The sequence below is a fragment of the Streptomyces sp. NPDC033165 genome, assembly GCF_055577965.1.
Window position 1 is genome coordinate 1 of sequence record NZ_JBVIPK010000009.1, and the last position, 25,084, is coordinate 25,084.

18 protein-coding genes and 1 pseudogene are annotated in these 25,084 nt (G+C 72.6%); 10 read left to right on the top strand and 9 right to left on the bottom strand.

What is annotated here, in order from left to right; translation table 11 throughout:
* The 4 genes from ACZ5WC_RS21505 to eccB all read right to left on the bottom strand — a co-directional run.
* A partial coding sequence (locus ACZ5WC_RS21505) for a WXG100 family type VII secretion target (RefSeq protein ID WP_468542310.1) occupies positions 1-1,552 on the bottom strand: 1,552 nt, incomplete at its 3' end.
* Positions 1,549-2,022 carry a hypothetical protein gene (locus ACZ5WC_RS21510; protein WP_468542311.1) on the bottom strand — a complete coding sequence of 158 codons (474 nt, stop codon included), beginning with the start codon at positions 2,020-2,022 and terminating at the stop codon, positions 1,549-1,551. The genes ACZ5WC_RS21505 and ACZ5WC_RS21510, both read right to left, overlap by 4 nt.
* Before the next feature lie 153 nt (positions 2,023-2,175).
* Complete coding sequence (gene mycP, locus ACZ5WC_RS21515; RefSeq protein ID WP_468542312.1) at positions 2,176-3,414, bottom strand: type VII secretion-associated serine protease mycosin; 1,239 nt, start codon at positions 3,412-3,414, stop codon at positions 2,176-2,178.
* Between the two features lie 101 nt (positions 3,415-3,515).
* A complete protein-coding gene (gene eccB / locus ACZ5WC_RS21520) occupies positions 3,516-5,042 on the bottom strand; it encodes a type VII secretion protein EccB (protein WP_468542313.1) in 1,527 nt (508 codons plus the stop codon).
* Positions 5,043-5,225: 183 nt separating this feature from the next.
* On the opposite strand from eccB, the gene eccE reads away from it, so the two are divergent.
* The 10 genes and pseudogenes from eccE to ACZ5WC_RS21570 form a co-directional block, all read left to right on the top strand.
* Positions 5,226-6,590 carry a type VII secretion protein EccE gene (gene eccE, locus ACZ5WC_RS21525; protein ID WP_468542314.1) on the top strand — a complete coding sequence of 455 codons (1,365 nt, stop codon included), beginning with the start codon at positions 5,226-5,228 and terminating at the stop codon, positions 6,588-6,590.
* A complete protein-coding gene (locus tag ACZ5WC_RS21530) occupies positions 6,587-7,297 on the top strand; it encodes a hypothetical protein (RefSeq protein WP_311121794.1) in 711 nt (236 codons plus the stop codon). Before eccE ends, ACZ5WC_RS21530 begins: the two co-directional genes overlap by 4 nt.
* 86 nt (positions 7,298-7,383) lie before the next feature.
* A complete protein-coding gene (locus ACZ5WC_RS21535; RefSeq protein WP_468542315.1) occupies positions 7,384-7,617 on the top strand; it encodes a DUF397 domain-containing protein in 234 nt (77 codons plus the stop codon).
* Between the two features lie 401 nt (positions 7,618-8,018).
* The gene (locus ACZ5WC_RS21540; protein ID WP_468542316.1) at positions 8,019-11,105 is read left to right on the top strand and encodes an SCO5717 family growth-regulating ATPase; all 3,087 of its coding nucleotides are present in this window, start codon (positions 8,019-8,021) and stop codon (positions 11,103-11,105) included.
* Positions 11,106-11,301: 196 nt separating this feature from the next.
* Positions 11,302-13,179 (top strand): ABC transporter substrate-binding protein, encoded by a 1,878-nt coding sequence (locus ACZ5WC_RS21545; RefSeq protein ID WP_468542317.1) that lies wholly within the window; start codon positions 11,302-11,304, stop codon positions 13,177-13,179.
* A gap of 3 nt (positions 13,180-13,182) precedes the next feature.
* Positions 13,183-14,274, top strand: a complete 1,092-nt coding sequence (locus ACZ5WC_RS21550) for an ABC transporter permease (protein WP_468542318.1) — start codon at positions 13,183-13,185, stop codon at positions 14,272-14,274.
* Positions 14,271-15,200, top strand: coding sequence for an ABC transporter permease (locus ACZ5WC_RS21555; RefSeq protein WP_468542319.1), 930 nt, complete (start codon positions 14,271-14,273; stop codon positions 15,198-15,200). Before ACZ5WC_RS21550 ends, ACZ5WC_RS21555 begins: the two co-directional genes overlap by 4 nt.
* The gene (locus tag ACZ5WC_RS21560; RefSeq protein WP_468542320.1) at positions 15,146-16,327 is read left to right on the top strand and encodes an ABC transporter ATP-binding protein; all 1,182 of its coding nucleotides are present in this window, start codon (positions 15,146-15,148) and stop codon (positions 16,325-16,327) included. Before ACZ5WC_RS21555 ends, ACZ5WC_RS21560 begins: the two co-directional genes overlap by 55 nt.
* Complete coding sequence (locus tag ACZ5WC_RS21565) at positions 16,324-17,331, top strand: oligopeptide/dipeptide ABC transporter ATP-binding protein (protein ID WP_468542321.1); 1,008 nt, start codon at positions 16,324-16,326, stop codon at positions 17,329-17,331. Before ACZ5WC_RS21560 ends, ACZ5WC_RS21565 begins: the two co-directional genes overlap by 4 nt.
* 52 nt (positions 17,332-17,383) lie before the next feature.
* Positions 17,384-17,632, top strand: a pseudogene (locus ACZ5WC_RS21570) (MFS transporter); the annotation flags it as partial.
* Here the strand turns inward: ACZ5WC_RS21570 and ACZ5WC_RS21575 are convergent.
* The 5 genes from ACZ5WC_RS21575 to rbfA all read right to left on the bottom strand — a co-directional run bounded on the left by ACZ5WC_RS21575 (position 17,626) and on the right by rbfA (position 25,049).
* A complete protein-coding gene (locus ACZ5WC_RS21575) occupies positions 17,626-18,780 on the bottom strand; it encodes an XdhC family protein (protein ID WP_468542322.1) in 1,155 nt (384 codons plus the stop codon). The pseudogene ACZ5WC_RS21570 and the gene ACZ5WC_RS21575 sit on opposite strands and share 7 nt — an antisense overlap.
* Before the next feature lie 49 nt (positions 18,781-18,829).
* On the bottom strand, positions 18,830-19,786 hold the full coding sequence (locus ACZ5WC_RS21580) for a bifunctional riboflavin kinase/FAD synthetase (RefSeq protein ID WP_468542323.1): 957 nt from the start codon (positions 19,784-19,786) through the stop codon (positions 18,830-18,832).
* 43 nt (positions 19,787-19,829) lie between these two features.
* Positions 19,830-23,444 (bottom strand): serine protease, encoded by a 3,615-nt coding sequence (locus ACZ5WC_RS21585; protein ID WP_468542324.1) that lies wholly within the window; start codon positions 23,442-23,444, stop codon positions 19,830-19,832.
* A gap of 223 nt (positions 23,445-23,667) precedes the next feature.
* Entirely contained in the window at positions 23,668-24,570 is a 903-nt protein-coding gene (gene truB, locus ACZ5WC_RS21590; RefSeq protein ID WP_468542325.1) for a tRNA pseudouridine(55) synthase TruB, read from the bottom strand.
* Positions 24,567-25,049 (bottom strand): 30S ribosome-binding factor RbfA, encoded by a 483-nt coding sequence (gene rbfA, locus ACZ5WC_RS21595; RefSeq protein WP_468542326.1) that lies wholly within the window; start codon positions 25,047-25,049, stop codon positions 24,567-24,569. The genes truB and rbfA overlap by 4 nt, the downstream gene beginning before the upstream one ends.
* Positions 25,050-25,084: the final 35 nt, after the last annotated feature.

Genomic DNA, 25,084 nt, shown 5'->3' on the forward strand with positions numbered 1-25,084 from the left:
CCGCAGCCACCTCATAGACGGCTGCCTCGCCGAGACCGGCCTGACCATCAGACCCACCTGAGCAACCATGTGACATCACGAGTTCAACCTCAGTAGCACCGGTAGCCGGGACAGATCGTCCAGCAGAGGAAGCCGCCCTACCTTGGGGTGCTCCTTGAGCGCCGATCACCGTTCCGCGCGATACGCCTCGGCGAGCCGCCCCGGACGCCTGACCAGACGTAGGCCGTTGGGGTGTTCCGCCCACAATGCCACTACCGTTGCCAGCGCGAGGAGTGCCAACCGCGGACGTGCCAGCAGAACCACCCATAGAGCGCCCACCGGACACACCAGGATGCCCAGTGACGGGCGCCGACGGAGCGCCTGAAGAGCGGCCGGTTGCTGACGGCGCAGCGCCCATGGGCCCAGGGCGGCCCACCGCATCTCTGGCAGGGCCGTTCGCGGCTGGGACGCCACCGATGGCTTGAGCCCTCCCTGGCCCTACCCCGGGCTGGCTGACAGTCCGAGGCATACCTGAAGGGCCGACTGTGCGCGGTGAAATGGCCTTTACAGGATTGACGTAACCGGTCGTTGAAGGCAGGGGCGGGCCCCCGCCCGGTGCCGTCGTGCTCGTGGGCGACTGAGTCAGTGCCGTACTCGTGGGCATCGTCGGGGCAGGTGGCGTCTTGACACTATTGATCTCTGTCGATACGACGTGATCCAGCTCTGGGGCAGCCCCAAGGGTGTCGATTCTGGATTGGCTCCCTGCGGGTGCGGAATCATGCACCCTAGTGATCGCGCGCCCAGAGGCATCCGACGCATCCCTGCCACCCAGGGCGTCGGAGCCTCCCGGCAGGGGGCTGGAACCCTTGCGGTACAAGTCGACTTCAGGCTTCGGCATGTCGACCTTGAGCCGCTCCTCGAACCGCGGCGGCTCCTGCCCCGCCAGCGCCTCCTCAGAGACCGAGTAGTACGACGCCAGCCGGTTGACCTGGTTGATCGCCTCCTGGCGGTTCTTCTCCACCTTGAGCGCAGCCTCGTACTCCGGGTTGCCCTCGATGCGGGCCGGGAATTCGATGTCGTCCGGACGCTTGCGTACCAGGCGGCCGTCGCGCGGGGGCATGGCGCTGCGGACGGAGGCCAGGCCGGTGCCTGCGACGGTGATCTGGGTGCCGGCGGCTTCCGCGAAGTCGCTCAGCCTGGTGGCGTGGGCGACCAGGCCCTTGCCCCATTTGCGGAAGGCGTCGCCGGACTCGCCCTGCCAGTCGACCGCGTCGATGTGGTCGCCCAGTTCCTTCGCCGCGCTGCGGATGGCGTCCCTGGCCTTCCACAGGGCCTCGCCCGCGCTCTCCAGGTGTTCCGGGTTGGAGTTCTCCACCAGGTCGATCATGGCGTTGAGCTCGTGTCCCTCGAAGGAGGTACGGCCTCCGCTGCGGGGGTTGCCGAAGCCGAAGGACTCCATGATCCGGCCGGCCGTCTCGGACATGTCCGTGACGATCAGTTGGGCCTGGACGCGTCCCTCGTCCTGCTTCTGCTGCTCCGCGGGCGTCAGGTTCTGCTGCTTCTTGTCGCTCATTCCGCTGCCCACCCGGCGTCCGACTGCTTGTCGTTGTTGGTCGGTGTCGGTTCCGGCTTGGCGGCCTTCTCGCGCCCCTGGTCCATACGTGCCTGGATCTCGTAGAAGCGCCGCCTGATGTCGTCCTCGACGTTGTCGAAGCCCACCGCCGCCGCGTGCACGCCCAGGCTCAGGTACTCGATCTGGTCGCCGAGCGACTTGGAGAGCGAGACGAGGGAGGAGTGGACCCGGTTGTACTGGGTGTAGAGGCCGTCCGCCTCGGCGAAGCGGGCGTTCTGGCCGCTCAGGGAGGCGCGTGTCACCTTCTGGTCGGCCACCTTCGACTTGCTGGCCGCGGAACCCTCGAAGTCCGCCAGCAGGGCGTCGACGCGCTTCTTGAACTTCTCCAGCGCGCCCACTCCGCGCCTGAGGTCACCCGTACCGCCACCGCCACCTGGATCGGTCACAATGCCGTCCTCCCCGTTCTGCATCCCCGTTTGCTCAGATGGTCCCGCGTTGCTATCGCACTTGCGTGATCCGGTCTGATCTCATCCAGACAACTGTAGTCACTACGTAGGACAGCGCCAATCGAGTTGGTGGCCGCGTGACTTGTGTCATGGCGGCGCCTTCCCCCCGTCCCGTCACTACGTGTTGACCGGAAGGCGCATCATGCGTCGCCGCCTGTCGCGTACCGCCACAGCCGTCCCCGCGATGGCGGCGACCAGGACGCCTCCGCCGACGACCACGTACGTCGCCAGACGCGCGTTTCGTTCGTCGGCCGTTTCGCCCAGGTGGAGTTCGGCGGGTGTGGGGGCTTTGCCCTTGCTCATGCCCTCGTGTGCCACCGGGCGGTCGATCGGCTTGTCGTCCTCGGTGAGCGCGCGAACCGGGTCGACGACGCCCCAGCCAACCAGCCGGTCGTGGCCCGCGACCGAGCGTTCCGCTGTCTGCTGGATCTGCGCGACGATCTGCTTCTGCGTCCAGTCGGGATGCTTCGCCCTGATCAACGCGGCGACTCCGGCGACGTAGGGGGCGGAGAAGCTGGTGCCGTGGTCGGCGCAGTGACCGCCGCCGGGGACCGTGGAGACCATGTCCACGCCGGGGGCGGCGATGCCCACGAATTCGCCGGACTGGGAGAAGGGTGCCCGTTCGTTGTTCCGGTCCGAGGAGGCCACGGCGAGAACACCGTCGAAGGACGCCGGGTAGGTCTCCTTCACCTTGCCGCCGAGTCCGTCGTTGCCCGCCGAGGCGACGACCACGATGTCCTGGGCGAGGGCGGCGTTCACCGCCTGTCTCAGGTCTTCCGACGGCTTCACGGCGTCGGCGGTGTCCTGCGAGATGTTGATGATGTCCGCCTTCGCCGTCCCGGTGGCGTAGCGGATGGCGTCGGCAAGGGTCTTGGTCGTGCCGTTGCCCTCGGCGTCGTTCTGCTGGAGCGGGATGATGACCGCGTCGGGGGCCAGGCCGGTGAAGCCCGTGCCCTTCGCCTGGCGCGCGGCGATGATGCCGGCCACCTTGGTGCCGTGGCCGACCCTGTCCGTGGTGCCGTTCTCCTTGCCGCGTTCGATCTTCGTGCCGTCCTCGTCCTTGAGGTTCTTCGGCAGGAAGTTGCGGCCCGCCCGGACGTCCACGGCGGACTTGAGCTGTTCGTTCTTGACGTCGACGCCTGTGTCGATGACCGCGACGCGAACGCCCTTGCCGGTGGACTGCTTCCACAGCTCGTCCAGCAGGACGCGTTGCAGCGCCCAGGGGCGGCCCGGGTACTTCTTCGAGGGGAAGGTGCACTGGGTCGTGTCGGCCGCGGCCGCGGGAGCCACCGGCAGGGTGACGAGGAGGACCGCTGCGGCCGCCACGGCTGTCAGGATGCGGCGGGCAGGGAACATCTCCCTTGGCGCGGGGAACATCTCCCTTGGCGCGGGAAGCACCTCCCTCTGTGCTGGGAGCACCTCCCTCTGTGCGTGCGTCTCCATGTCCGTGCCCCTCCTCACGAACCCTGCGGCTGGCTGGCGGCGCCGGTGGAGAGGCGGGGTCCGGTCGGCAGGAGTTCGGACCAGGCCGCCGGTACGGGGGTCGGGTCGACGTCCTTGTAGCCGAGCCGGTTCTGGGCCCTCTGTGCCTCCGCCTGCTGCTCCTCCCGCTCCTCCTTCGAGCTGGGTTCACCGATGCCGGAGGCGTCCTGGCCGCTGTCGCTGTTGGACTGCATCGCGTAGCGCAGCCCTGTGTCGGTGACCAGGAACAGGAAACCGGCGTCCGTCTTCGACCCCTTGAACTGCCGGAAGAACTCGCCCGATCCGGGGGTGACGTAGGCACTGCTGGAACCGGTGGGGAGCGTCGCGGGGAAGCTCGTACCCGCCCAGGTGCTGAGCGTGGTGGCGCCGTTGTCCGCGTCGACCCCGCGCAGAACGTTGCACACGGTGTTCCGGCTGCCCTTCTTGACGTTCGGGGAGTTGACGGGTTCGGGCTCGCTGACCGGCCAGTCCTTGCCCTGGCCGAACGGGGCGCCCGGTTCGAGCTCGGCGGCGCTCACCGGCTGCGCGTTGCCCGCCTGCTTGAGGGAGACCAGCTGGCGGCTGCTGAGCAGGAGCTTGGCGGTGAAGTCCGAGACCGGTGCGACCCTGCCCGGCAGGACGACGTACTGCTGGGTCCTGGTTCCCGCCGTGGCGGCCAGGACCATGCCGACCCGGTTCGTCCGCGTGCCCAGGCTCCCGGGGGCGTCCGCCGGGTCGCCCGGCAGTCCGTCCACGGTCGGGAAGGTGATCGGGTCGCCCGTGTGGAGCGTTGCCAGCCAGGAGGCCGAGACCCGCTGGGGCTTGGCGTTCTGGCCGACCAGGGTGCGCAGGAGCAGTTCGTCCTTCTTGACGGGGTAGGCCTTGCCCCCGGCGTCCACGATGTAGCGGGTCCGGTCCGGCCCCTCGACGTACATCAGTTCACCACCACGCAGGCGGTTCTTCCCCTCGGTCTTGTTCTCCTCGCGCTCGGCGAAGATGAAGGCCGCCTTCTGGATGGCCCGGCCGCCCTCAACGGGCCGTTCGCAGACCGCCCAGCGCTTGGCCGCGCCCGCCTCCTTGGAGTCGGGCAGCCGGTCGGGGGCGTACGGGATGCCGAGGGTCGCTCCGTGCGGGATCTTGCCGCTGTCCAGGACCGACTCGTCGACGTTGATGACCGTGCCCTTGTCCGGGGCGAGGAGGAGCTTGGCGGAGGCCATGTTCAGTACGGGGTGCAGCTGCTTCTTGCCGTCGGTCGTCAACACCACGTACCGGGTGGTGGACTTGCTGGCGATGATGACGTGTTCCTTGGGGGCGTCCCACTTCTGGGGGGCCACCGGCTTGAACATGCCCCAGGCGCCGAAGGCGGCGAGAATCACGACGGCGATGATGGCTCCGGGCAGCACCGCGCGCAGCGGCTTCGGGGCGCCTTCCTCGGAACCGGTCGGGTTGGGTTGCAGGAACTGTGCGATCAACCTCCGCTTCGCGAAGGTGTAGGCGTTGAGCTCATCCCGCCGTGATGCCATGTGTCCGCTGCCTCTTCTCCCCAGTGATCGACCAGGGTCCCACACGCACCGTCGGCCCCCGATGCCGTACCGGGCCCTACTATGCCTGCTGGAGCTCCGCCCCCAGTGCTCAGGTAGGGTGACCACCCGATCAACACCCGTGCAGAAAACGGTGAATACGGACACGAGGGGGGCAACGCGGCAATGGGTGCAGCTACGCGCGAGCGTGCCGGGCGGGCCAGCCGCAGAGCCTCCGGCAGTTCCCGGAGGCAACGCCGCAACGAGCCCTCCCCGACGCCCGCCGCCCCGCCCTCCGCCGCCCCCGCGCAGAACGCGCCCGCCGCGACGACGCTCCGCTCGATCTCGCGGACCGGCCGGGTACGTCCCGTGCTGCGGCAGCTGGTCATCATCGAGGCGGCTCTCGTGGTGGCCGCCGTGGGCGCGGCGCTCGGCGGGGCGTGGCTGGTGCCCGCTCTCGTGCTTGTCTGTCTGCTGGTCGCCCTCGCGGTGGTACGCCGTCGGGGCCGCGCGCTCCAGGACTGGCTGTCGACCGCGCTCGCGCTCCGGGCGCGGCGGCGGACCGCCGCCGCGCCGCCCGCCGACGGGGAGCCGATGCTCGCCCCGGTGGCGGAGAACGTTCCCGGATTCGGCCCGCAGGTCTATGTGGACCGCGCCCACCGGACGGTGGGCATGCTCGGTGACGGTACGTTCCTGACCGCCGTGGTGCGCGTGCAGGCGAGCGGCGAGTCGCTCCGGCCCGCGTTCGGCGCACGGTCGCTCCCGCTGTCGCTGCTGGGTGACGCGCTCCAGGTGGACGACATCGTCCTGGAGTCCGCCCAGTTGGTGCAGCAGGTTCGGTGCGCGCCGGCCCCGCACCTGCCGCGGCAGTCGGTGGCCCGGCTCTCGTACGCGCCGCTTCAGGACCAGACGGGTGCGCCCGCTCTGCGCCTGACGTGGGTGGCGGTGAAGCTGGATCCGGAGCTGTGCCGCGAGGCGATCGAGGCGCGCGGCGGCGGGATGGACGGCGCGCAGCGCTGTCTGGTGCGGGTCGCGGACCATGTGGCGAGCCGGATCACGGGAGCCGGCTTCCGGGCCGCGGTACTCGACCAGGACGAGCTGAACTCCGCCGTGGCCACCTCCGCGTGCGCCAACCCCATCCTGTCGGGCCGGGCGGGCCGGGCGGGCCGGCCGGACGCCGCGCCGCAGCGCCGTACGACGGAGACCTCTCGGGTCTGGCGGTGCGACGACCGGTGGCACACCACGTACGCCGTGGACCGCTGGCCCGAGCTGGGCCGTGGTGCGACGCCGCTGCCGCAGCTGGTCGCGCTGCTGACCTCGGTGCCCGCCTACGCGACGACGTTCAGTCTGACCGTGCGGCGCGGGGCGCGGCAGGGCTCGACGAGCGTGGCCGGTCATGTGCGGGTCACCGGCGGTTCGGACACGGAACTGGTGAGCGTGCGAAGGACTTTGGAGCAGGCCGCCCGGCACGCCAAGGTGGGCCTGGCACGGCTGGACCGCGAGCAGCTGCCGGGCGCCCTGGCCACGCTCCCGCTGGGAGGCGCGCAGTGAGCAGAAGGACCGAGCCCCGGCGAGGGCTCCGCGGCCCCCGCCATGCGGGCCACACCGTGGCCGCCGACCACCTCGGCGCGCTGTCCCTGCCGGTCGGTGACGACGGCGTGATCATCGGCAACGACGCGGACGGGCGCCCGCAGCTGATCGGCTTCCACCGGCCCGTTCCTTACGACGTCACGCTGATCGGCGGCCTGTGGACCGCGCAGGTGCTGGCGTTGCGCGCGGCGGGCACCGGTGCGCGGGTGGCGGTCGAGACCGGGCGGGTCCAGGCCTGGACGACACTCGCCCAGGCGGCGGGCGCCGGGCTGGAGTGCGTGTCCCTGTACGACGTGGGCCGCGTTCCGCCGACGGGCGCGACCGTGGGCAGCCCGGTGGTCGTGGTGCGGGACTGCGGCATGCGGCCACCGCGCGGCCGGGTGGTGTCCTCGCCCTGGCAGTCCGTGCTGACCCTGCTCCCCTATCTGAGCCCCGTCGCACCGCGGTTGATGCGTGCGTCGGCCTTGGTGGGCATCCAGCGGGTGTCGCCCGCCGAGGCCGAGCAGATCGGCCGGATCCTGGGGCTCGCGCGGGCCGAGTACGAGGCGCTCCCCACCCTCGCGGACGGCGTCACGCTCTGGGTGGCGGGCCGCGAGCGCCACTGGGTGATGACGAGCGGGACGGACGCCGAGACGGGTCTGCTGGGCAACGCTCGCCGGATGGACTGATTCCTGGCCCGTTCGGGCCACGAACGCTCCTCTCGCCGGGGACCATGGATCACGCAAGGAAACCGTTCGACCGAAGGGACGTCGTCATGGGCACTCAGCAGGAAAAGGACGAGCTCTACGCTCTCGACATCTCGGATGTGAAGTGGCTCAGCGCACCCGGCACCGAGGAGGCCGAGGAGCGGGTCGAGATCGCGCATCTGCCGGGCGGCGCGGTCGCCATGCGCTCCTCCCTGGACCCGGACACCGTCCTGCGGTACACGGAGGCGGAGTGGACGGCGTTCGTCCTGGGTGCGCGCGACGGTGAGTTCGACCTCACGTAGGCGCAACGCAGGCGCACGCCCACGAAAGGGGGCGCCGCACGGGCCACCGCAACGGGCTGCCGTAACGCGCTCCCCTTCATACAGGCACGCAACGGGCACACAAGGGACATACAACGGACGAACGATGTCCGCACATGAACTGAATTGACCGCCTCGCCGGCACTCCTCCTGTCGCACTTGGTTCAGCCGAGAAGCGACACCTGGTCTTCGGGGCGGCCTTTGACGTGCGATACGCCCTGCCTGAGTTCCCCCGATGGCGATTAGGGTGGGTGGGGGCGCGGCAGAGAACCTGCGAGCAGGTGATGCGCGTCGCAAGGGGGAGAGCCGGGCGGACCGGACATCGGGAACGGTCGCCCCCACCCACCACGGCACAAGGGTGCTCGACCACATCAGGAGGCAAAGTGAACGGCGATCGGGACGAGATCCGCGGCGGATGGAACACGCCCGTCGACGAGTCGTCCGACGCGGATCCCGCCGAGATGACGGGTGAGTTCACCATCGACTACACCCCTCCCGCCTGGTACACGCAGAACGCGGCGGGGGACTCGTCGGGGGGAGCGGGCTCGCACCTGGCACCGCCTCCGCCGCCGAACGGGGCGCCCATGCCGACGCCCGGCCTGCCTCCCCACGGCGGCTTCGACCCCGACTGGACGGCCGCGCCCCCGGCCCCCGTCGAGCCCGCCGCCCCGGCGGCCCCCGTAGCACCGGAGACGCCCCCCGCGCAGGCGAGCTCCGTGGGTCCGGCCGCCTCGGCCGAGGAGTCCGGTGATCCCGGTGATCCCGGTACGTTCGGTGGCGGTGACGTGGAGAGCGGCGCGACGATGCGGTTCTCGTCGGCGGCGCTCAGGCGGGAGATCGCGGAGCGCGAGGCGAAAGCGGGCGCCGAGGGCGGTGGCGGGGCGGAAGCGAAGGCCGGCGCCGAGGCTGACGCCGATGGCGCCGACGCCGTCGAGACCGGGGCCGAGACCAAGGTGAAGGCCGGTGCCGGGGACTCCGCCTCTGCCTCTGTCTCCGGTACGGACTCCGAAGCCTCTGTCTCCGGTACGGACACGGGTTCCGCGGCTCTCTCGCGTACGGAACCGGAGACGGGCTCGACGGACGCCCCTGTCGCCCCGGATGCCTCGGATTCCGACGACGCACCCGCCGCCGCAGCGGAGGCCGCCCCCCAGGACGCTGTCCCGCAGGACGCTCCTGTTCCCGGCGCGGACGCCCCGCAGCCCTCCGCCGCGCCGGTGCCGTGGTCCCCGCCCGCACAGGGCGGCGCGCTGCCGCCGCTGCCGCCCGCCTTCCAGCCCGCCGCCCCGGCGCCCTCCGCCCCGCAGCCCGCCGCGCAGTGGCCCGCACCCGCGCCGACGAACGAGGCGCCCGGCGGCTACGGCTTCCCGCAGGCGGCCCAAGCACCTCAGACGCCTCAAGCACCTCAGGCCCCCCAGCCGCTGCCGCCGCAGACCCACCCTCAGGCCGCCCAGGGGCCGGGCGGTTACGGCTTCCCGCCACAGGGAGCCCAGGGCGGCTACGGCTTCCCCCAACCGCAGCCTCAGTCTCAGCCCCCGGCGGGCCAGGCTCCCCAGCCCCCGCACGCACCCTTCCCGGCACAGGCACAGGCCCAGGGACAGGGGCCCGGGCAGGGACCGGGGCAGGGGCCGGGGCAGGGACCGGGGCAGGGTCAAGGACCGGTCCAGGCCCAGCCCCCCGTTCCCGCCCAAGCCGCACCGAATCCGCCCGCGCCCGTGGCTCCCACCGGCCCGCAGCAGCCGGAGCCGTATCAGCAGCCGCACCCGGGGCAGCCCCAGCCGCCCCACCTCCCGGCCCAGCAGCAGCCGGGGGCCGTCGACCCGCGTACGGGCGCGGCCTGGCCCACCCCGGTCGCGCACGACCAGCGCGAGCGTTCGGTGCCGGGTGCCCCGCTCGGGTACACCGCGGCCGTCGAGCTCTCCTCCGACCGGCTGGTGCGGGGCAAGCAGAAGGCCAAGAGCAGCCGTAACCCCTCCGCCGCCTCCCGGTTCAAGCTGGGCGGGAAGAAGGAGGAGGCCGAGCGGCAGCGCAAGCTGGATCTGATCCGTACCCCGGTGCTGGCCTGCTACCGGATCGCCGTCATCAGCCTCAAGGGCGGTGTCGGCAAGACCACCACGACCACCGCGCTGGGCTCGACGCTGGCCACCGAGCGGCAGGACAAGATCCTCGCCATCGACGCCAACCCGGACGCGGGCACGCTGGGACGGCGGGTGCGCCGCGAGACCGGGGCGACCATCCGCGACCTGGTCCAGGCGATCCCGTACCTCAACTCGTACATGGACATCCGCCGGTTCACCTCGCAGGCGCCCTCCGGACTGGAGATCATCGCCAACGACGTGGACCCGGCGGTCTCCACGACGTTCAACGACGAGGACTACCGGCGCGCGATCGAGGTGCTCGGCAAGCAGTACCCGGTCATCCTCACCGACTCGGGCACCGGGCTCCTCTACAGCGCGATGCGCGGGGTGCTGGACCTCGCCGACCAGCTGATCATCATCTCGACCCCCTCGGTCGACGGCGCGTCCAGCGCCTCCACCACGCTGGACTGGCTCTCGGCGCACGGGTACGCGGACCTGGTGCAGCGTTCGCTCACCGTCATCTCGGGGGTCCGCGAGACCGGCAAGATGATCAAGGTCGACGACATCGTGCAGCACTTCGAGACGCGCTGCCGGGGCGTCGTCGTCGTACCGTTCGACGAGCACCTGGCGGCGGGCGCCGAGGTCGACCTCGACATGATGCGGCCCAAGACCCGTGAGGCGTACTTCCACCTCTCGGCGCTGGTGGCCGAGGACTTCGCGCGGGCCCAGCAGCAGCAGGGGCTGTGGACGGCGGACGGCCAGAACCCGCCGCCGCAGTACGCCCCGCCGATGCCCGGCCAGCAGGGCTACCCGGCACCGGGTCAGCCCATGCCCGGCCAGCCCCAGCCGGGACAGCCCGCACAGCCCTCGCAGCACGGCCAGCCCGGACAGCCCGGAGCGGGCCGGCAAGCTCCGGGCCAGGCTCCCGGACAGCAGCAGGGCACCGGCCAGGCTCCCGGACAGCCGATGCCGGGTCAGTACGCCCCCGGTCAGCAGCCGTACGCACCTCAGCAGCCCGGTCCCGGTCAGCCCCACCCGCAGCAGTACCCCGGGCAGCCGCAGTCGCAGCCCCAGCCGGGACAGCAGCCCTACCCCCAGCAGCCCTACGGCGGACAGCCGCCGTACGGGGGATACCAGGCGGCCGGTCAGCCGGGTGCGCCACAGGGGCCCTACCCCTCGCAGCCCGCACCGGGCGGACCGCAGAACGGGTGGCAGCAGTCGCCGCCCTCGCCGGACCTGCCGGGTGCGCCCGGGGGCGGCGCGCCGCAGCCGGGGCAGCCGGAGCAGCAGGGCGGGCAGGCCAACCCGGCAGGCCAGCCCGATCGTCAGGGTCAGGTGCCGCCGGCCGGGTGGCAGCAGCCGCCTCCGCAGCCGCCGCAGGCACCTCAGCAGTAGGGGCCAAGAGGTTGAGACCAATGAGGGCCCGCACCGCTCACGCGGTGCGGGCCCTTGTGCTATTCCCGCAGCCCACACGCGGTTTGACACACCGTTGACGAGGCCCGACAGCGCTGATAGACCTTCGCTTCACCAACTGGCGAACCAGAGATCTGCCCGCCTTCTCCCAGCGAGTGATGACGCGAGGTCCCCGTCCATGGTCACAAGAGTTCCCGCCCGCTCCTTTCGGCCACGCCGACGCCTGCGCCTCCTGGCGGGCTCGGGCGCGGTCGCCCTGGCGCTCGCCGCCGGCTCCGTCGTACCGGGAAACCCGCTCGCGCCCGCGCCCTCCGAGGCCCGTGCCGACGGCGGGAAGACGACACTCACCGTCGCCGTCGCGCAGAGCGTCGACTCGCTCAGCCCGTTCCTCGCGCAGCGGCTGGTCAGCACGAGCATCCACCGGCTCATGTACGACTACCTCACCAACTACGACCCCAAGGACAACAAGGCGATCCCGGGCCTGGCCACCGAGTGGGAGCCCTCGGCGGACAAGCTGACGTGGACGTACACGATCCGCTCGGACTCGAAGTGGTCCGACGGGCGGCAGGCCACCGCCGAGGACGCGGCCTGGACGTTCAACAAGATGATGACCGACGAGGGCGCGGCCACCTCCAACGGCAGCTTCGTCGGCAACTTCGAGAAGGTGACCGCGACCGGCAAGGACAAGCTGGTCATCGAGCTGAAGGAGCCGCAGGCCACGATGGCCGCGCTCGACGTCCCGATCGTCCCGAAGCACGTCTGGGAGAAGGTCGGCGACTTCTCGAAGTTCAACAACGACAAGAGCTTCCCCATCGTGGGGAACGGTCCGTTCATCCTGACGGACTACAAGGTCGACAGCTATGTGAAGCTCAAGGCCAACAAGGACTTCTGGCGCGGCTCCCCCAAGTTCGACGAGCTGGTCTTCCGTTACTACAAGGACCAGGACGCGGCCGTGGCCGCCCTGCGCAAGGGCGAGGTGTCCTTCGTCGCGGGCAGCCCCAGCCTCACGCCCGCCCAGTCCGCCTCGCTGGAGACCGCCCCGGACATCAAGGTGAACGACGCCCCGGGCCGCCGCTTCTTCGCGCTCGCCGTCAACCCCGGAGCCCGTACCAAGGACGGTACGAGGTTCGGTGACGGGCACCCGGCGCTGCTGGACCGGAAGGTGCGGCACGCGCTGTTCATGTCGGTCGACCGCAAGACCATCATCGACAAGGTCTTCCAGGGCCACGCCGTCGAGGGCGAGGGCTATATCCCGCCGCGCTTCGGCGACTACTTCTGGAAGCCGGCGGACGGCCAGAAGCTCGCCTACGACCCGCAGAGGGCGGCCGCCCTCCTCGACGAGGCCGGGTACGAGAAGAACGGCCAGGGCAAGCGCGTGGGCAAGGACGGCAGGCCGCTCGACTTCCGCATCCTGTGCCACGCCACCGACCCCAACGACAAGGCGATCGGCAAGTACCTCCAGGAGTGGTGGGGCGAGCAGGGCATCGGACTGAAGGTCGAGTGCCTCGACAACGTTTCCGACCCCTGGTACGCGGGGGAATACGACCTGGCCTTCGACGGCTGGTCCGTCAACCCCGACCCCGACTTCGTCCTGTCGATCCACACCTGTGCCGCGCTGCCGTCCAAGGCGAAGGAGTCGGCGGCGACCGACAACTTCATCTGCGACAAGCAGTACGACGAGCTCTACAAGAAGCAACTGGCCGAGTACGACCCCGCCAAGCGGGCGGATCTGGTCAAGCAACTGGAGTCACGGCTGTACGACACCGGGTACATGAACGTCATGGCGTACCCGAATGCCGTCGAGGCGTACCGCACCGACCACATCAAGTCCATCACCACCATGCCGTCGGACGCGGGCAACATCTACGGCCAGGACGGCTACTGGAGCTGGTGGTCGGCCGTCCCGGCCGCCGGGGCCTCCTCGTCGTCCTCCTCCGACTCCGGTGGCAGCTCCACCGGGGTTCTCGTCGGGGTCGGGATCGCCGTCGTCGTCCTCGCCGGTGGCGGACTCCTGTTCGCCATGCGTCGCCGCTCCACCGCGGAAGACCGTGAATAGTCCATGAGCACAGAAAGCACTCCCGCGCTGCGACAGGGCGCGGCGGGCGTGGAGAGCACGGAATCCGACGGCCCGGCTCCGGCCGGGCCGTCGGCCCTCGGCCCACGTTCCCGTACGACCGCCGCCTACGCCCGCTACGCGGCGGGCAAGCTGGCCGGTGCGGCCGTCTCCCTCTTCGCCGTCCTCGTCACCAGCTTCTTCCTCTTCCGGCTGATCCCCGGCGACCCGGTCAAGCAGATGACCGGTGGCCGTCAGGTGTCGACCGAACAGATCGCGGCGATGCGCCGCGAGTTCGGCCTCGACCTGCCGCTGTGGCAGCAGTTCACGCAGTACTGCGGCAAGGCGCTGACCGGCGACTTCGGTACGTCGTACCAGTTCCGTGCCCCCGTCATCGACAAGATCACCGAGGCGCTGCCCGCCACCCTGCTGCTCACCGGCACCGCCTTCGTGATCTACACCCTGCTGGGCATCTGGCTGGGCGCCCGGTCCGCCTGGCGCAACGGCAGCGCCGGGGACCGGGCCAGCACCGCCTTCGCCCTGACGCTGTATTCGGTGCCCTCGTTCTGGCTCGGGCTGCTCCTCATCATCACGCTGTCGGTGGGCATCGGCCCGGTCCCCGGGCTCTTCCCGACCGGAGGCATGGAGTCCGGCAACACCGAGGGCTTCGACCGGGTGCTGGACATCGCGCACCACATGGTGCTGCCGGTCCTCACCCTGGTCGCCGTGGAGTACGCGCGCACCCTGCTGGTGATGCGCTCCTCGCTGCTGGACGAGATGGGCAGCGACTATCTCACCACCGCCCGTGCCAAGGGGCTGCGCGACGACCTGGTACGCCGCAGGCATGCCGTGCCGAACGCGATGCTGCCGACCGTGACCCTGCTCTTCGTGAACCTCGGTACGACGGTGGCGGGGGCGATCCTGGTGGAGACGGTGTTCTCCTGGCCGGGGCTCGGCGGGCTCTTCTACCAGGCGCTGAGCGTGCCCGACCTGCCGTTGGTGCAGGCGCTGTTCTTCGTGTTCGCCGCCGCGGTGATCCTCATGAACACGCTGGCCGATGTGATCTATCCGCTGCTCGATCCCCGGGTGGGCCGATGACTGTCTCGACCGACGAACCCGAAGCCGTGCCGGTGACGGGCCCACGCGCGCTCGCCCGGGCCCGGCGGCGCCAGGCCGCCCTCCGCTTCTGGCGGCAGTACCGCACGCACCGGGCCGGGCTCGTCGGCCTCGGCGTGCTCGTGGTCATCGCCCTGCTGGCGCTGGCCGCTCCCCTGCTGGTGGGCGCCGACTCCAGGAGCGTGACCGGCGCGCCCGGCGGCCCGATGGAGGCACCGAGCGGCGAGTTCCCCCTCGGGACGGACCAGTTCGGACGCAGTCTGCTGGCCCTGATGCTCTGGGGGACCCGGGTCTCGCTGACCGTCGGACTGCTGGCCGCGTTCCTCTCCGTGGCGATCGGCACCCTGATCGGGATCACCGCGGGCCACTTCAGGGGCTGGTACGCCACCGTCGCCATGCGGATCACCGACTGGTTCCTGGTGATGCCCACCCTGGTGCTGGCCATCGCGCTGGCCACGGTCCTGTCCCGGTCGATCTGGACGACGATCCTTGCGATCGGTGTGACGACCTGGCCGACGACCGCCCGTCTGGTCCGGGCCCAGACGCTCTCCGTCGAGTCCCGCCCGTACATCGAACGCTCGCGGGCGCTCGGCGGCGGGCACGGCCACATCATGTCGCGTCATGTCCTGCCCAACGTCATGCCGCTGGTGCTCGCCCAGACCACACTCGTCATCTCCGCCGCCATCCTCACCGAGGCGACCCTCGCCTTCCTCGGGCTCAGCGATCCCACGATCGTCTCCTGGGGCGGGCTGCTCCAGGACGCCCGCGAGGCGGGAGCGGTCAGCTCCGGCAACTGGTGGTATCTCGCTCCGCCCGGACTCGCCATCGCCGTCGTCGCCCTCGCCTTCACGCTGTGCGGCCGCGCCATCGAGTCCGTGCTCAACCCGAAACTGGGGGTGCCCCGTTGACGGCCACGACCACGACGACCACGCCGAATCCGGACCCGTCCGCCTCGCCCGGTCTGTCGAAGCCGGTCGGTGATCCCCCGCTCCTGGAGGTGCGGGACCTCACCGTCACCTACGGCAGCGGCAGTGACGCCGTCCCCGCCGTACGGGGTGTCGATCTGCGGGTGGAGGCCGGGCAGAAGCTCGGCATCGCCGGGGAGTCCGGCTGCGGGAAGTCCACGCTGGCCCTCGCGCTGCTGCGGCTGCTGCCCGCGACGGCGAGGCTGACCGGTGAGATCCTGCTGGACGGCGAGGACGTCCTGACCATGAAGTGGGGGCGGCTGCGGGCGGTCCGCTGGGCGGGTGCGTCGATCGTCTTCCAGGGCGCGATGCACTCGCTGAACGCGGTGCACCGGGTGGGTGACCAGATCGCCGAGCCGGTCCTGCTGCACAGCAAGGCCACCCCGGCCGCCGCCCGCAGGCGCGCCGGTGAGCTGCTGGAACAGGTGGGTCTGCCCGCGGCCCGGGCCCAGGCGTACCCCCACGAGCTGTCCGGGGGGCAGCGTCAGCGTGTGATGATCGCGATGGCGCTGGCCTGCGATCCGCGCCTGATCGTGGCGGACGAGCCGACGACCGCGCTGGACGTGATGATCCAGGCGCAGATCCTGCGCCTGATCCAGCAGCTGGTCACGGACCAGAAGGTCGGGCTCATCATGATCAGCCACGACCTCGCGGTGCTCGCGGACACCTGCGACCGGCTCTCGGTGATGTACGCGGGCCGGGTCGTCGAGGAGGGCCCCGCCCGGCAGGTGTACACGGACGCCCGCCACCCGTACGGCAAGGCGCTCTCCGCCGCCTTCCCGAGGATCGGGGACCTCTCCTCCCGGCGCGCCCCGCGCGGGCTGCCGGGCGATCCGCCGGACCCGGCGGCGCTGCCGGGCGGCTGTACGTTCCACCCCCGCTGTCCGGTGCCGCTGGACACCTGCGCGACGGAGGACCAGGAGCTGCGGGAGGCGGGGGGTGACCGCCGGGCGGCCTGCGTGCGGGTGGACGACACCTCCGCCGCACCGTCTCCGGCCTGCCATGCCTCCCCGGCCTCCCCCGGAGCCGACGGAACAACCGGGGCCGACGACACGAGGAGTACGACATGAGCACCGCCCCTCCGGTCGCCGGCGCTCCCCTGCTGAGCGCCGAGGCCCTGAAGGTCGCCTTCCCCGGCAGGCGCGGGGCCGCCACCGCCCGGGCCGTCGACGGCGTCGACCTCGACATCCGGCCCGGCGAGATCGTCGCCCTGGTCGGCGAGTCCGGCTGCGGCAAGACGACGCTGGCCCGGTCCCTGCTCGGCCTGGTCCCGCCGACCGCGGGCCGGGTCACCTTCGGCGGCGCCCCCCTCGACTACACGGGCCGCGCGCTGAAGGCGTACCGCAAACGCGTGCAGCTGGTCCTCCAGGACCCCAGCGGCTCGCTCAACCCCCGGCACACGGTGTACGACGCGGTGGCCGAGGGGCTGCGCATCCACGGGTACGCGGGGGACGAGCGGGCGGCCGTCTCGGAAGCCCTGTCCCGGGCGGGGCTGCGGCCGCCGGAGCGGTTCTTCCTGAGCTTCCCGCACGAGCTGTCGGGCGGTCAGCGCCAGCGCGTCGTGATCGCCGGGGCGCTGGTGCTGGAGCCGGAGCTGATCGTGGCCGACGAGCCGGTGGCCTCGCTGGACGCGTCGGTCCGGGGCGAGATCCTGGCGCTCCTGCTGCGGCTCCGGGACGAGCTGGGGCTCTCGGCGCTGGTGGTCACGCACGACCTGGGGCTCGCCTGGAACATCGCGGACCGGGTGGCGGTGATGTATCTGGGCCGGATCGTCGAGACGGGCCCGGTCGAGCAGCTGCTCACGGCCCCTCAGCACCCGTACACCCAGGCCTTGTTGTCGGTCCTGCCCGAGGCGGAGGGCGAACCGGTGGTGCTGGCCGGTGAGCCGCCGGACCCCTCGAAGGTGCCCTCGGGCTGCCGCTTCCACGTCCGGTGCCAGGTGCTGGCCTCGGGCGATGCGGAGCGCGCCGGGGTGGCGGAGGCCTGCCGCACGGTGGATCTGCCGGTGCTGAACGGCGGGGCGGACACCCAGGTGGCGTGCCACTGGGCGGCGGCGTGCGGCGAGGGGATGTAGGGGGCGCTTCACCTGTCACCGTCAACTGCCACACAACCGCGAAGAGTTCCTCGCGAACAACCCGTTGCGAAGGGAGCGGGCCACCGGCCTGTCCGGCGCGGTCGAGCGGCTGGCCTCCACCGTCGGCCCGGTGGCGGGCGGCACCCTGGTGGCGCTGCTCGACCCGGTGCCCGGCCTGGCCCTCAACGCGAGCTGCTTCGCTCTCGGCTCGCTGATCGTCACCGTCGTACTGCCTCGCGGTATGGGGCGTCCGGCCGTGGATACCTCAGCACCGGCCTACGGGACGGAACCGGGCTACTGGTCGCCGGTGCGGCGGTGACCGCCGTCGGGCTCACGCCGGTGGATCGCCCCCGACAACTCGCCGAGCGGGCGGCCCGTGCCGCCCCACCGGTGCTGGATGATCTCGGCGGCGATGGAGACCGCCGTCTCCTCCGGCGTACGGGCTCCGAGGTCGAGGCCCACGGGGGAGGCGAGGCGTGCGAGGTGGGCCTCGTCCACGCCCGCCGCGCGCAGCCGGGCCAGGCGGTCGCGGTGGGTGCGGCGGCTGCCCATCACCCCGATGTACGCGGCGGGCGTGCGCAGGGCCGTGGTGAGCAGGGGGACGTCGAACTTGGGGTCGTGGGTGAGCACGCAGATCACGGTGCGGGCGTCGACCTCGGTGGACTCAAGGTAGGTGTGCGGCCAGGCGCACACGACCGCGTCGGCGGTGGGGAAGCGCTCCCGGGTGGCGAAGGCGGGGCGGGCGTCGCAGACGGTGACCCGGTAGCCGAGGAAGGAGCCGATGCGGGCGGTGGCCGCCGCGTGGTCGATGGCGCCGAAGACGATCATGCGGGGCGGTGGGGCGTACGTCCGGACGAAGACGGCGACCTCCTGCATCCGGCGCTGGCCGTGCGCCCCGTACCAGTGGATGCCGGTGAGGCCCTGGGCCAGCAGCCCGCGGGCGTCGTCGGTGACGGCCGCGTCCAGCCCCTCGGTGCCGAGCGTGCCGAGGGGTGTGGTCGCGGACCCCTGGCCCGAGGGGCGGACGACCAGGCGGGCCCCGGTCTCCGCCTCCCCGGACAGCACCGTGGCCTCGGCGACCGGCAGATCGGCGGCGATCAGGTCCAGGACGGCCGAGAGGGCGGTCAGTTCGGCGGCGGTCGCGTAGGCGCGTACCAGCACCTCGATCGTGCCGCCGCACGTCAGCCCGACGCCGAACGCCTCGTCGTCGCTGATCCCGTACGACACCACGCGCGACCCCGCCCCGGCGAGCACCTCGCGGGCCACCTCGTACACATCGCCCTCGACGCAGCCCCCGGAGACGCTGCCGACCACGGTGCCCGTCGCGTCGACCGCCAGCACCGCACCCGGGTCGCGGGGTGCGCTGCCGTGCACGGCGACGACGGTCGCCAGGGCGAAGGGGACGCCGTCGGCGCACCGGGCACGGAGGTCGGGCAGGATGTCGCGCACCCTGTCAGCATCCGTCGTCCCCGGGCGGACCGCACGGGGAGGGACGGCGTCAGTGCGTGCGGGCGTAGGCGGCGGTCAGCTCGCTGGAGCGCTTCACATCGGCGGCCATCGCCACCAGCAGCTCGTCGATCGAGTCGAACTTCAGCATGCCGCGTACGTACGCGAGGAAGTCGACGGCCACGTGCAGCCCGTACAGGTCGAGGTCGACGCGGTCGATGGCGTACGCCTCGACGGTCCGCTCGGTGGCGTCGAACTGCGGATTCGTGCCGACCGAGATCGCGGCGGGCATCGACTCGCCGTCCACCTCCAGCCAGCCCGCGTAGACGCCGTCGGCGGGGATCGCGGTGTGCGGCAGGGTCTCGACGTTGGCCGTGGGGAAGCCCAGCTCGCGGCCGCGCTGCGCACCGCGCACCACGATGCCCTCGACCCGGTGCGGGCGGCCCAGGATCTCGGCGGCTCCGGTGACGTCGCCCTCGGCGATCAGCCGGCGGGTGAGGGTGGAGGAGAAGGGCTGTCCGCCGCCCGCCTCGCCGGTGACGTACAGGTCGATGACCTCGACGGTGTAGTCGTAGGTGGCGCCCAGCTCGGTCAGGAAGGCGACGTTCCCGGCGGCCCGGTGGCCGAAGCGGAAGTTCGGGCCCTCGATGACGGTCTTCGCGTGGAGCCGGTCGACCAGCACCTTGGCGATGAAGTCGGCGGGCGACAGCTGGGAGAACTCGGTGGTGAACGGCAGGATCAGCACCGCGTCCACGCCCAGCTCCGCCATCAGTTCGGCGCGGCGGTGGTGCGGGGCGAGCAGCGGCGGGTGGCTGCCGGGGCGGACGACCTCGCTGGGGTGCGGGTCGAAGGTCACGACGACCGACGGGATGCCCAGCTCACGGGCGCGCTCGACGGCCCGGCCGATGATCAGCTGGTGTCCGCGGTGCACGCCGTCGTAGGAGCCGATGGTGACGACGCTGCGTCCCCAGTCCTGGGGGATGTCCTCCAAGCCACGCCAGCGCTGCACTGTGACCGCTCCTCGCCCGAACCTGTGTACGTGTGTCTGTCGATTACGCAGGTCTAAGACTGCCATGCTCACGTCCCGCCGCCTGCATCGGCATCGGCATCGACGGACGTGATGTCTCCAACGCCTCCACCGTGCGCCGGGCGCTCGGTCCCACGACCGCCGCCCACTCCTGCGGGGCGTCGGCCAGCCAGCGGGTGACGAGGGCGGCGAATCCGGGCACGTCCCGGGCCGCTTCGACCAGGCCGCGGTCGAAGCGGGCGGCGCCCTCGGGGGTACGGACGAGCAGCATCCCGGTGCGGTGGACGAGTGCTCTCGTACGGATCTCCGGGCGGTGCCCCGAGCCGTCGGCGGCGGCCCGGAGCAGCGCCTCCAGCACATCCGGGTCCCGGCCGGTGACCTGCTCGAACTCCAGCAGGACCTCCAGCAGCTCGGCCCGCAGCGGCCGGGACTCGGTGCTCCCGGACCCGGCGAGCACCCGGGCGAGCGCGGCGCGCACCGCCGGCGGCGCGGGGCGGTCCCGCAGGAGCCCGGTCACCAGCGGCAGCAGCAGGGCGCGGGCGGCCGGGCCGTGCTCCAGCCGGAGGTCCACGTACTGCGCCGTGTGCGTGCCGTCCTCGGGGTGGGCGTCGATGTACTCCCGTACGAGCCCGGCGACGTGCAGCGCGAGTGCGGGCGTGTCGAGCCCGGCCAGGGCCCGCAGTACCGCTCCCCCGCCGTCGCCGGGGCGGGCCAGGCGGGCCCGGAGCGCGGCGAGGACCGGCTCGGGGTGGGCCGGGAAGACCTCGGCGAGCAGCTCGACGGGGAGCCGGGGGTCCCCGGCGGCGAACACGCGCAGGGCCGCCGGGAGGTGGCGGTTCCTGGTCCCGGGGTCCCGGACGAGGAGGGTGAGGGCGGCCGCGTGCAGGTCGCCGTCCTCCGGGCGGGCAAGGAGGATCTCGGCGGCGGAGCGGAGCAGGGCCCGGTCGCCCTCGGCGGTGACCCGCTGCTGGAGCAGTCCGGCGTACCGGGCGGCGGCGGAGCGGCGGGCCGGGCGGTCCTCGTCGCGGGCCCAGCGCTCCACGGCCCGGCAGAGCGCGGTGGGCTCGTCCTCCGCGAGGGCGGCCAGCAGCTCGCCCGCCCGCTGGTGCGGGGTGGCGATCAGCGCGTCCGTCAGCTCGTCGACGGCGAGATCCCGACGGGCGTACAGCAGGGCCTGCGCGGCGGCGGCGACCGTGGGACGCAGCGGCACGTCCGGCGGCGCGTCGGGGCCCACCATCAGCGGGCGTTCGTCGGTGAACCAGCGGCACAGCAGCGGCTGCACGGTGGGCGCGTCGAGCGTGAGGCGCCGGGCCACGGCGTCGAGATACCGTTCGTCGCCGTCGGTGCGGGGAACCCCGTCGGCGGGCACGAGGCGGCGGAGCAGGTCGATCCGGTCCTCCTCGGGCAGCCGCAGCCGGCGCCAGAACCAGGGCCCGAACTCCCCGTACGCACCTGGGCCTTCCGGTCCTCGGGCGGCGGAGCGCCGGGTGATGCGCCCGGCGAGAACCCGCAGAACGCCGAGATACGGGCGGGCGTCGGGCACCCTGAGCAGACTGCCGCCGAGCAGGTGGGCCGCCCACCAGGCAGCGTCCTCGTCCCGGGGCCCGTCGTCGGTCCACAGCCGGTCCAGCGCCTCGATGAGGTCGGCCATCCGGTGCGCCAGCGCGGCCGTGCCCTGGCGCCGGCCGAGGAGCACCATGGCCTGAATGACCGGCCCGATCCGGTGCCGGGGTACGGGGAGGCTGCGGGGCTCACGGCCGGTGCGGGGGCCCGCCCCCGGGTCCGGCCCGACGCTCTGCCGGTACGGGTCCCCGTCCAGGCCGCCGCTCCCGCGCTGCGGGGCTCCCTCCCGCCCGCCGCTCCCCCGGTGCCAGCGGTGCACCAGGGACCGCAGGGCCGCGTCCAGGTCGAGGTGGGCGCCCTGGACCCAGTCGCCGAGCTCCTCGTGGGCGAAGCGGTAGCCCGCGCCCGCGGGGACGAGGAGGCCTTCGGTGAGCACGGCGGAGGCCCAGCCGGTGCGCCAGGGGAAGATCTCCTCGAACGCGGCCCGGTCCAGCTCGCCCTGGCCCGGCCCCAGGCAGCGGCGGGCCGCCTCGTGGACCTGGCCCGCCACCCGGGCGGCCAGGCGGCGCACGGCGGTGCCCCGGGGGTGCTCGTCGGCGGCGGCCGCGATCCGGACCGCGATGCGCACGCACATCAGGTCGAGGTGGGCGCCGAAGACGTCCTCGGTGTCGGGGCGGCCGGGGACGCCGGGGGGCAGCGCGGCGCGGACCTCGGCGAGCAGCCGCAGGGTGAGCGGGTGCCGGTCGTGGCCGGGGGCGAGGGCGGTCGGCGGGATGCCGTAGCGCTCCTTGGCCTTGTCGGCCTGGTCGGGGGTGAGGTCGCCGAGGCGGAGGGCGGGCGGCAGTCTGCGGGCGGGGCGGCGGGGGCGGTGCAGGGCCCCCGGCGGGTGGAGGGCGCCCGCGGTCTCCCAGTGTTCGGGGCGGCAGGCGACGACGAGGCGGACCCGGTGCTCCCGGAGCCAGGCGGCGGTGCCGGCCGTCCAGTCGGCGAGGTGGTGGGCCAGCAGCGGTGGCATCTCCTCGGGGCCGTCCAGGACCACGAGGAGCGGGTGGCCCGCGTCGGCGGCCAGGCGGGCGATGCGCTCCGGGGTGGCCGTGGCCATGTCGCCGCGGGCCCCGGCGGCGGTGACGATGCGGGCGGCGCGGGCGAGCGTGCGGCGCGCGGCGTCGGCGATCGAGGTGTCGTCGGCCAGCAGGTCCGCGCCGCGGAGCCAGAGCGTGGGGGCGGGAGCCCGGCCCTCGGCGCGGCGGGCGGCGAGGGCGGCCAGCTCGGTGGTGCGGCCGGTGCCGGGCGCGCCGACGAGACCCAGGACCAGACCCGTACCGGCTTCGAAGGCGGTGAACTCCGCGCTGACGTCGTCGCGCTCGACCGGGGCGGTGCGGGCCTTCGGGCCGTCCGCCGAGCCGACCGATGTGGCGGTGAGCTGGAGGGCCCCGGCGAGGTTGAGGTCGGGGCCGTAGCCGGGGGCGGCGAGGGCGTTGCGGCGCAGCAGGGCGTCCAGCGTGCCGTCGGCGCCCCGGGCGATCGGCAGGGCGAGCCCGGCCGCCTCGTGGGGGGTGGCCAGGGCGGTGCACAGGACGCCGAGGACGACGCCGGTGACCGGATCGGTCACCGGCCCTCCGATGGCCGCGCCCCCGGAGCGCAGGGCGTCACGGCCGTCGGTGCCGAGCGCCAGCTCCAGGGCTGCGGCCACCGGGTGCGCGCCGTCCGGTGCGGTGTAGGTGGCGGGGGTGGTGCCGAGGACCCGGGCCTCTCGCCGTCCGTGGGCGGCGATGTCCACGTAGCCGCCGGGCTCGGCCCGGTCCCGGACGGCGATGGGCAGGGGTTCAGCGTCGAGCGCGTCGGGGCCGCCGGTGCGCAGCAGGGCCAGGCCCAGGGCGGGCAGTGCGGTGATGTCGTCCGGGCCGACGGTGCACGTGCGGCCGTCGGTGCCGTGGAGGAGGAAGGGCGCCGGGGAGGCCACGGCCTGATGGGCGGTGACGACGGTGCCTCGGTCGTCCGCGACGAATCCCGTTCCTCGCGGCCGGCCGGTCTGATCGCAGATTCTTACCAGCTTCGACCGGTCCCCGCTGCCCATGGTCCGACGTTAGGACGCCGGTGATCCCGGCAGGAACGAGGACCGGGAAAGCGCCCCCCGCGCCCCCGGCATTCACTCCGAGCGCCCGTCCAATGGGGTGAATAGGCGTGTCCCCCCGGGAGCAGGGATGGTGCCGGGGGGAACGTGGAGCGGGCACCGGGTGGGGGGTGGGTGCCCGCTCCACACATGACGTACGCGAGACACCTGACGTACGGGAGCCGGGTCAGGCGAAGACGGCGAGGCTCTTGGCCTTGCCCTTCTCCTCCTCCACGAGCACCAGGAACGCCCCGTCCGGTCCGAACACCGCGACCGGCCCCGGCGGGTATGTGGGCATGTCCAGCCGTACACCGTTCAGGAGCAGCTTGGCGCGCTTCTCGTCCACGTCCCAGCGGGGGAACGCGGCGGCGGCCGCCTCGGCGACCGGCATCACCGTCAGCTCCTCCTGGTGCTGGTCCAGCGTCCGGGCGCCGTCCAGTCCGTACGGGCCGACCCGGGTGCGGCGCAGCGCGGTGAGGTGTCCGCCGACGCCGAGTCCGGCGCCCAGGTCCCGGGCGAGGGCGCGGATGTACGTCCCCGAGGAGCAGACCACGGAGACGACCAGGTCCAGGACGGGGGTGCCGTCCTCGGCGACGGCCTCGCGGACGTCGTAGACGCGGAAGGAGGAGACGGTCACCGGGCGGGCCGGGATCTCGAACTCCTCGCCGCCGCGCACCCGCGCGTAGGACCGCTTGCCGTCGATCTTGATGGCGCTGACCTTGGACGGGACCTGCATGATCGCGCCGGTCAGGGCCGCCACTCCGGCGTCGATCCCCTCCCGGGTCACGCCGGACGCGTCGGTGGAGGAGGTGATCTCGCCCTCGGCGTCGTCGGTGACGGTGTCCTGGCCGAGCCGGATCGTGCCCAGGTACTCCTTCTCGGTCAGCGCGAGGTGGCCGAGCAGCTTGGTGGCCCGCTGGACACCGAGCACGAGGACTCCGGTCGCCATCGGGTCGAGCGTGCCCGCGTGGCCGACGCGGCGGGTGCGGGCGATGCCGCGCATCTTGGCGACGACATCGTGCGAAGTGAAGCCGGACGGCTTGTCGACGATGACAAGGCCGTCCGGCGTGGTGGTCTGCTGCTCGGTCATGCGGAGGTCGGGCCCTCGTTCTTGTCGGCGGAGCCGGAGGCCTCTGCCTCGTCGTCCTCGTCCTCGGGCTTGCGGTACGGGTCGGCGTCGCCGGCGTAACTCGCGCCCGTGGACACCTGGCGCACCTCCGCGTCCCTGGCCCGCGCCTTGTCGAGGAGGTTCTCGATGGTGCGGGCGTTGTCCGGGAGGGCGTCCGGCACGAAGGCCAGGGTCGGCGTGAAGCGGACCCCGGTCTGCCGGCCGACCTCGGAGCGGAGGACGCCCTTGGCGCTCTCCAGCGCCGCGGCGGAGGCCGCGCGCTCCTCGTCGTCGCCGTAGACCGTGTAGAAGACCGTGGCCTCCCGCAGGTCTCCGGTGACCCGGGCGTCCGTGATCGTCACGAATCCCAGCCGCGGATCCTTGATTCGCCGGTCCAGGGTCTCCGCGACCACGACCTGGATGCGATCGGCCAGCTTGCGGGCCCGCGCGTTGTCGGTCACCGGTCCGTCACTCTTCCTTCTGATTTCACTCGACT

What these genes read in the sequence shown, in the direction of transcription:
- eccB (WP_468542313.1), bottom strand. Translation starts at nt 5,042, where the DNA reads ATGGCATCACGGCGGGATGAGCTCAACGCCTACACCTTCGCGAAGCGG.
- ACZ5WC_RS21585 (WP_468542324.1), bottom strand. Translation starts at nt 23,444, where the DNA reads ATGGGCAGCGGGGACCGGTCGAAGCTGGTAAGAATCTGCGATCAGACC.
- truB (WP_468542325.1), bottom strand. Translation starts at nt 24,570, where the DNA reads ATGACCGAGCAGCAGACCACCACGCCGGACGGCCTTGTCATCGTCGAC.
- ACZ5WC_RS21555 (WP_468542319.1), top strand. Translation starts at nt 14,271, where the DNA reads ATGACTGTCTCGACCGACGAACCCGAAGCCGTGCCGGTGACGGGCCCA.
- ACZ5WC_RS21545 (WP_468542317.1), top strand. Translation starts at nt 11,302, where the DNA reads ATGGTCACAAGAGTTCCCGCCCGCTCCTTTCGGCCACGCCGACGCCTG.
- mycP (WP_468542312.1), bottom strand. Translation starts at nt 3,414, where the DNA reads ATGTTCCCTGCCCGCCGCATCCTGACAGCCGTGGCGGCCGCAGCGGTC.
- eccE (WP_468542314.1), top strand. Translation starts at nt 5,226, where the DNA reads ATGGGTGCAGCTACGCGCGAGCGTGCCGGGCGGGCCAGCCGCAGAGCC.
- ACZ5WC_RS21550 (WP_468542318.1), top strand. Translation starts at nt 13,183, where the DNA reads ATGAGCACAGAAAGCACTCCCGCGCTGCGACAGGGCGCGGCGGGCGTG.
- ACZ5WC_RS21565 (WP_468542321.1), top strand. Translation starts at nt 16,324, where the DNA reads ATGAGCACCGCCCCTCCGGTCGCCGGCGCTCCCCTGCTGAGCGCCGAG.
- ACZ5WC_RS21510 (WP_468542311.1), bottom strand. Translation starts at nt 2,022, where the DNA reads ATGCAGAACGGGGAGGACGGCATTGTGACCGATCCAGGTGGCGGTGGC.
- ACZ5WC_RS21535 (WP_468542315.1), top strand. Translation starts at nt 7,384, where the DNA reads ATGGGCACTCAGCAGGAAAAGGACGAGCTCTACGCTCTCGACATCTCG.